General features: G+C 68.8%; 9 protein-coding genes. 1 reads left to right on the top strand and 8 read right to left on the bottom strand.

The window, feature by feature from the left end; all coding sequences use genetic code 11:
- Positions 1-131: 131 nt before the first annotated feature.
- The 8 genes from ACFV61_RS19345 to ACFV61_RS19310 form a co-directional block, all read right to left on the bottom strand.
- On the bottom strand, positions 132-1,289 hold the full coding sequence (locus ACFV61_RS19345) for a DUF2637 domain-containing protein (protein ID WP_380492862.1): 1,158 nt from the start codon (positions 1,287-1,289) through the stop codon (positions 132-134).
- A 62-nt stretch (positions 1,290-1,351) separates the two neighbouring features.
- A complete protein-coding gene (locus tag ACFV61_RS19340) occupies positions 1,352-2,125 on the bottom strand; it encodes a DUF6195 family protein (protein ID WP_380492860.1) in 774 nt (257 codons plus the stop codon).
- Positions 2,125-2,757, bottom strand: coding sequence for an ATP-binding protein (locus tag ACFV61_RS19335; RefSeq protein ID WP_380492859.1), 633 nt, complete (start codon positions 2,755-2,757; stop codon positions 2,125-2,127). The genes ACFV61_RS19340 and ACFV61_RS19335 overlap by 1 nt, the downstream gene beginning before the upstream one ends.
- A 95-nt stretch (positions 2,758-2,852) precedes the next feature.
- On the bottom strand, positions 2,853-3,608 hold the full coding sequence (locus tag ACFV61_RS19330; protein WP_380492857.1) for a hypothetical protein: 756 nt from the start codon (positions 3,606-3,608) through the stop codon (positions 2,853-2,855).
- A gap of 101 nt (positions 3,609-3,709) precedes the next feature.
- The gene (locus tag ACFV61_RS19325) at positions 3,710-4,072 is read right to left on the bottom strand and encodes a hypothetical protein (RefSeq protein WP_380492855.1); all 363 of its coding nucleotides are present in this window, start codon (positions 4,070-4,072) and stop codon (positions 3,710-3,712) included.
- Between the two features lie 59 nt (positions 4,073-4,131).
- The gene (locus ACFV61_RS19320) at positions 4,132-4,713 is read right to left on the bottom strand and encodes a WhiB family transcriptional regulator (RefSeq protein WP_380492853.1); all 582 of its coding nucleotides are present in this window, start codon (positions 4,711-4,713) and stop codon (positions 4,132-4,134) included.
- A 99-nt stretch (positions 4,714-4,812) separates the two neighbouring features.
- Positions 4,813-5,013 carry a hypothetical protein gene (locus tag ACFV61_RS19315; RefSeq protein ID WP_380492851.1) on the bottom strand — a complete coding sequence of 67 codons (201 nt, stop codon included), beginning with the start codon at positions 5,011-5,013 and terminating at the stop codon, positions 4,813-4,815.
- Between the two features lie 8 nt (positions 5,014-5,021).
- The gene (locus ACFV61_RS19310; RefSeq protein ID WP_380492849.1) at positions 5,022-5,333 is read right to left on the bottom strand and encodes a transcriptional regulator; all 312 of its coding nucleotides are present in this window, start codon (positions 5,331-5,333) and stop codon (positions 5,022-5,024) included.
- Positions 5,334-5,492: 159 nt separating this feature from the next.
- Between ACFV61_RS19310 and ACFV61_RS19305 the strand changes: the two genes are divergently transcribed.
- Positions 5,493-6,557 (top strand): helix-turn-helix domain-containing protein, encoded by a 1,065-nt coding sequence (locus ACFV61_RS19305; protein WP_380492847.1) that lies wholly within the window; start codon positions 5,493-5,495, stop codon positions 6,555-6,557.
- Positions 6,558-6,647 lie beyond the last annotated feature (90 nt).

Raw genomic sequence — 6,647 nt, 5'->3', positions numbered from 1 at the left:
TCGGGCCGGGTATCCCGCGGGGGTGTGGTGCGGGCGCCGCCCAGATGCGCGGGCCACGCGTGGGGCGGGGGGGCGGGGGGGGGCTGTGGGGCGGGCCCACCCCCCCCCCCCGCGGCACCAATGAGATGAGATCACCAAAGCACGCTGGAGGCAGCGGCGGGGGCGGTCGCGCGCTGGTCCACCTCGTCCTTCAACCGGGAGAGGAGAAGCCCCAAGCGGTCGTTGCTGATCGGCTGCCGTGCGCGGACGGCCTCCTTGATCGCGTCGCGGCTGATCTTGCCGCTCTCCTGGTAGGCGGCCAGCGCGACCGGCAGCAGGTCCTTGAGCCACTCGTCATCGGCTTCCCGGTCCTGCGGGAGTTCGGTGTCGTCCGGGACGGACGGCTCGTCGCCGTCCGCGTGGTCGCGGACCTCCTGCGAAACCGGCACCTCCGCAGCCGCCGGGGACGGCAGTACTTCCCGGTCCTGCGGAAGTTCGGTCTCGTCCGGGACGGACGGCTCGTCGCCGTCCGCGTGGTCGCGGACCTCCTGCAAAACCGGCACCTCCACAGCCGCCGGGGCCTGTGCCGGCGCCTCCCCGTCCTCACCGTGGGAGGGCCGTCCGTCCGCCAAGCCCTGACCATCGTCCGCGTGGCCCGCACCTGCGGACGGTCGCGCACCCGAACCGTCCGGAAGGCGCTCGCAGAGGGGGCGGTCGGCGGGCTTCCGCAGGTCAACAACAGGGGAGACATCACCGGACTGGGCGGACGGGGTGGACGCCGTCCCGGATTCCGCCCCGACCTCCATCGGACGGGGCTCCGGCTCCGGCGCGCCGCCTGCGGACTCCTGAACGGCTTGGCGGACCGGTCCGGGACCGGCGTCCGCGCCGTCCGGGACGGACAGCTCGACCGTCCGCGCCATCAGGATGTACAGGTGGACCGAGCCCGCCAGCGCCAACGGAGCGAGCATCGAGAGCACCGCGACGACACTGTCCCCGAGGTGCAGCGCGGACTGCGCGGACTGCGGACCACGGTTGAGCGTGACCGCGTGCAGCGCGTTCGCCCCCAGGCTCGCGGCGGTGGCCGCGAGGAACAGGAACCAGGCGTACAGACGGGACAGGAACGGCTGGTGACGAAGGAGAAGAATCGCCCGGACCCCGTACGCAATGAACCCGTCGACGAACACGGGGAACAAGAACGACAACGTCTCCCGCGCGTGGAGCGCCACCGCGATCTGCCGCAGTGCGTCGTACGAGAACGTGAAGCCGGCCGCGCCCAGTAGGACGATCGCCGTCCGGTCCCAGGCCGTCATGCTTTGCAAGGGGATTGCGGACCGCGAGCTGCTGGTCACCGGGTCTATGTGCGCGTGGGACATCAGCGGTTGCCCCCGTCCTGCGGAGCGATGAACGGCCAGGCCGGGGTCTTGGAGAGCAGCTGCCCGAGCTGTTCGAGGGATGTCACCTCGTGCACGTGCTGGCTGGGGCAGCTCATGCACGACACCCGCAGCGTGATGGACTCCGTACCGCCCTGGTCGGAGTAGTACAGCTCCAGGTGCTGGCCGCCGACGGTGTCGAGCGAGGCGAACGCCTGGAGGTGCTCTTCGAAGGACAGGAGACCCAGCGTCTGCCACTCCAGCGTGGCCGCCTCAGCGCTGAGGAGCCGGTGCGCGTACCGGGCCGCAGCCTCCGTGGACCTCGGGCCCCAGGTGAGGAACGCGGACTCCCGAGCAGCGGTGCGCCGCTTCTCGCCGGCCGTGAGGTATTCGGCCGCAGCGACCATGATCGGGTGGGGCATCGGAGGGCCTTCCATGGAGTTGCTGGTGGAGATCGTGTTGCTGTCGCCGGAGTCGTTGGCGAGGTGGAGCAGGACGTCCGCGTGGCACGGCACGTCGAGGGGGCAGGTGCACATGAGGTCGAGTCCGCGGAGGGCACGGGCGAACTCGTCGGCGTAGCGACGGCCGATCGGTCCGCGGAGCGTCGCGGTGAACAGGTCCACCGCTTCCTCGGCGTCCATCGGGGGCCCGGCCGGTGAAGGGCTGCGGTCCCCGGCGGTGAACGGGTTCGCGTACGGGCTGAGGGGGCCGACATATGCACAGGCTGTGGACGAGGCGGTGGCGTCCGGCGCCGCTCCGTGCAGGCGAACGGGCATCAGGCCGCCCTCCCGCCACGCCGGCGGTCCGCGCCGATCATCGGGACGAGGCTGGTCATCATCTCGGCGAGTCGGCTCGCCACCCGGGCCCCGACGAAGTCGGTCAGGTCGGGCCCGTGTTCATCCCGGGCAGGCAAGTTCGAGGTGAGGAGCGTCGGGAGGCAGTGGTTGTACCGGTAGTTGATGAGCCTGTACGTCATCTCCTCGGTCCACTCCGAGGTCTTCGCCGTGCCGAGGTCGTCCAGCAGCAGGTACTGCACCTCGCTGAGCCGCCGAAGCTCGCGTTCGGCAGCCCCCATGACCTGGGAGGGCCGGAGCCTGCCGTACATGTCGGCCGAGTTGATGGCGATCACCTCGAACCGGTCCGGGCCGCTGGCCGCGATCCTCCTTAGCGCCCCGTACGCCTCGTGCGTCTTGCCCGTGCCGGTCTGGCCGGTCAGGAGCAGGGCACCGGCGGCGGTGTTGTCGGCCAACGCTCGATCGGCCCAGGACGTGACCCCCGGCAGGGTCGCCTCGGCGGCGCGGTACCGGGGCGGTGTTGCGGCGCTCCAGCGGCCCAGTGCGTACTCCGCGCGGGCCTGGTGGTGCCACTGCCGGTCACCCGGGCTCGCCTCCCGCGAGTCGTCGTCCATCGCCTCCGACGCCACCGGTAGCCCTCTCGCTGCGAGTATCCGTTCCATGGCCCGCAGGGATGCGGCGCCGCCCGCGCGTTGTGGCTGGGCCATGATCAAAATCCGTTCTGGTAGGCGCTGGACTGGGCGGTGTTCTGGAACGGGACCCACGATCCGGGCTGCCGCCGCAGCGGGACGACGTTGGTCTGTCCGGCTGGTTCCGGGGCTTGGTCCGGGAGATCAGCCCAGATGCGGAGCAGGTAGCGGGCGGACAGCGGCGGGCGCTCGACGTTCCAGCGCCGGGCGACCATCTCGACCAGCCGCTCGTGCCCCCAGCGGGCCGAGAGAGCTGTTACCCGCTCCCACTCCGCTCCGGTCAGCCGCCAGCCGACGACCATCCCAGCTGCGGTCATCGCGGCCACCAGCTCCGAGGAGCCGTCCGGGACCTCGACCGAATCCTGTCCGGCCGGAACTTCCCGCAGATTCGGACCGGCGAAGCTAGCTTGCTTTTTGGTGGTATTACTCCCGAAGGGAGTAATACCACCATGCCTGTGCCGCGAAGTAACTTCCGGTTCGCCGTGAAGGGACTTCCGCCTTGAGGCTGCCGCCGGATTCTTCCGGGAAGATTCTTCCAGGAAGCTGCTGCTGGATTGCGGCACGTCCGGTTCTGGAGTGGGAAGCCCTGCGTCCGCGTGCGGTGGAGCTCCGGCGGACTTGCTGACGAGGAGGATCGAATAGCTGCTGGGCTTGGAGGCTCCCCAGCCGCTCTCGCGGCTCAGCTCTCCCAGTGCCGTCAGGTCTTTGAGGCACGTCGATATCGCGCGGACGGTGAGCCCCGTCAGGCGGGATATCTGCTCCTGGGTCATGGTCACCCGACCCTCCTCGTCCGCCTCACGGGCGAGAGCGAGTAGGACGAGCCGTGAACCCTTGCACGCTTTGGAATCCGACCAGACCAGGTCGGTGGCTATGCCGCTCATTCACAGGTCCCGTCAAATATCGCTATGCGTCGTGCGGGGGTGAGGCCGAAGGACTGGTCGTCCTCCGGGATGTAGCCGTGCTGGTGAGGCTCAGGGGTGAGATAGAGTTCCCCGGTTGGCAGGTAGAAATCGTGGGCGCGTCGCCAGTCGCCTGCATCGCCGAAACTCCGGCGGATCAGGCGCGCCGCAAATTCCTCTGCTGTGCGGTCGAGGAACAGTCGGTAGAAATCCGACTCGAAAATATAGGTGGCCGCCCGTCGTTCCGGAAAGATTCTGACGAGAGCCGCATCGGGCGCAACTTCTCTGATCATTTCCCCGAGGTTCTTGCAGGTCGAGGCGGCGAGGTCGTTCTGAGGCATGGGAGGCTCCCCCGGGCTCCAAGGCTTCCTTGCGGGAAGAATCGTTTCTTCTCGGCCGGTCAGGCCGCGTCTGTTCTGTGAACCGGACTGGCCGGCTTCGTCCGGTGCTTGTCCCGGTAGGTCCGTGCGAGCTTCAAGAGGTTCTCGCGCGTTACCCCGAGCCCTCTTGCCACGGCAGCGGAATTCGATGGATTCATCGCGAACCGGGCGATCACCTCGTTCCGCTCGGCCTTGCTCAGCGCTGCGGTCGATCCTTGGAGGGCGCGCTCGACTTTGCTTTCGTCCATGCGCCGCTGCCAGCCCATCCGCAGGGCATAGCGTTCCGACGCGATCAGGCCGCCTCGAATTCCGAAATCTTCGTCGTTCCGCAGGGATTCGATCAGGCATCGGGCAGCTGTCGCCAGCGGGCACGCCGCGCACAGATTCAGTGGCTCGACAAGGGAAAGGCCCAGTCGTTCCACCGTCTCCATTGGATCGGAGTGCGGATCGTCCCCAGTGGGGAAGAAAAGTCGGGTTTTTCGGCCAGCGCATCGGGCGTTCTCGGCCCAGTGCTTTCCGCGAGCCTTCTCGGATTCCCGGACAAGGGGGCCCCAGTCGCCCCGCAAAGCCGCCCCGGAGAGGTCGGATATTGTGGTTCTCATTTCGCCTCATGGTGCTAGTGGCACCCGGCGCCGTATCCGGCCCGGTGCGATAGAGGGGAATCGAGAGCTGCTGTGGCTCTCGTAAATTGGAGGCGTGAACTACGCGGCTTCGCTGTCGACCGAGCTTTCGGTAACAGGCTTCACGAAGTTGTAGACGCGCGAGTCGCTGGGGATCGAGAATTCGATGTCGAGGATCTTCCCCAGCGCCTCCCACTTCTCGTGGTCCCAGTCCGGGGAGGCGTCGAGCTGTGCGCTCACCCAGGCGTCAATGGAGGCATCGAGTTCGTCCGGGTCGGCCATGGCCGCCCTCACGCTTCCAGTCCGCGCAGCGTGGCCGTCCGCAGGTCGAATGCGTGGCCCGTCGCGGCCCACTCCGCGTGGGGGAAGGAACGGATGATCCACCGCGCGAGCGTCAGCGCTCGGGCGCGGGGGACGCGGAGGGTTCGGCCGCGGTCGTCCACGGCGGTCAGCCGCAGGTGGGGCCACAGGGTCCGAGGGCCCTGGAGTCGGACGTGGACGACGACGGCGCCCGGCAGCATGGCGGCGAGGCGAACGGCAAGCCGCTCAGCCGGCCGCGAAGCGATGCTCTGCTCCGGGTTGCGCTCCGTAGTAGGGGTCATGCGACACTCCTCTATGTGGTACGCCACTCCGGTGATGCCGTGCTAGGACACGGAGTGGCTGTGCGTGACCACGCGCCCTCGCCAAAGGGAGCAGGTCACAAGCTGTCTGGCGTCCGGGAGCTGCTAACTCCTGGGCGCCGGTGGCGTTTTGAGGGGAGGATGCGCACGCCAGCGGCGCGCGGATTCCTCTCCTCCACCACACCGGACCCGGACGGGAGCGGCGTGGTAGACGAAGGCGAAGGGGTGCGAATCCCCTCGTTTTTCGCTAAACTGAAGCTATCGCATTTCTCCGAAAAAGTCAACGTGCCGAGGTTTCTTCGGTTCATCCAAAAACGAGGTCACATGCCAGCCCGTCACTTCGATCGACTCCGGGTGCGTTCGGTGCGTCGAGCTGCCGAGATCCCGCAGGCCGACGTGGCCAAGGGCGCTGGGGTCGGGGATTCGACCGTGGCGGGATGGGAGCTGGGCAGCTCGGTGCCGGACCAGGAGAAGCTGCCGACCCTCGCGCGGGTGCTCGGGCAGCCGCTCGACGAACTCTTCCCCCGGCGCGGGCTGCCGGATCTCACGGACCTGCGGTGCGATGCCGGCCTCTACCGGAAGGACACGGCGGCGATCATCGGCATGAAGAGCGACGGCCCCGTGGCCGGAGCCGAGGGGGGTGTCCGGCGACTCAAGGACCGCTACCTGCCTCCGCTGGCGAACGCCTACGGCGTGACCGTCGAGGAGCTGCGGCGGGCACAGGAGCGTTCGTTTACGAAGCAAGAGGGTGAAGAAGAAGCCAGCGCCGAGGCTGCCCCCGAGGAGGCGCCTCACGCGCTGGCCGACAAGATCACGTTGCTGCTGGAGCGTTCCTACCCGGCGGGGACCGCACCGGGGGATGCGGAGATCGCGGAGGCGGTGAACGCCCACGCGGGGGCCGCAGTCACCTCTGCCGCTGAGATCGAGGCCCTCCGGACCGGCCGGAGCGAGGACGCGGCGCCGGTCGTCCTGGAGGGCCTGGCCCACGTCTTCGGCGTCACGCGCATGTACTTCGAGCCGGACGAGGCCGTTGCCCTCCAGGTCTACGAAGGACTTCGGCTGCTGTCGGCCGCCAAGCAGGGCAAGGTGGGCCGGGTGCGGGCTCGCGGCGCGGGCACCGAAGGTTTGCCGGCCGGGGTCTTGTCGATCCTGAACGACCTCGCCTCCGAGCTGGAGAAGGCCGACCCGGACGCGAACGACAAGTAGTGGCGGTTAGCCGCCCCCCCCCGCCGGGGGACAGCCCGCCCGGGACAGTCGCCGCCCCCACGCACAACCCCCCCGGGGTGGGCCCGCCCC

The organism is Kitasatospora sp. NPDC059817, assembly GCF_042731835.1.
In the GTDB taxonomy this organism is placed as follows: domain Bacteria; phylum Actinomycetota; class Actinomycetes; order Streptomycetales; family Streptomycetaceae; genus Kitasatospora.
Note: the sequence above shows the minus strand (reverse complement) of the source record. Positions and strands in the feature narration are given on the sequence as shown.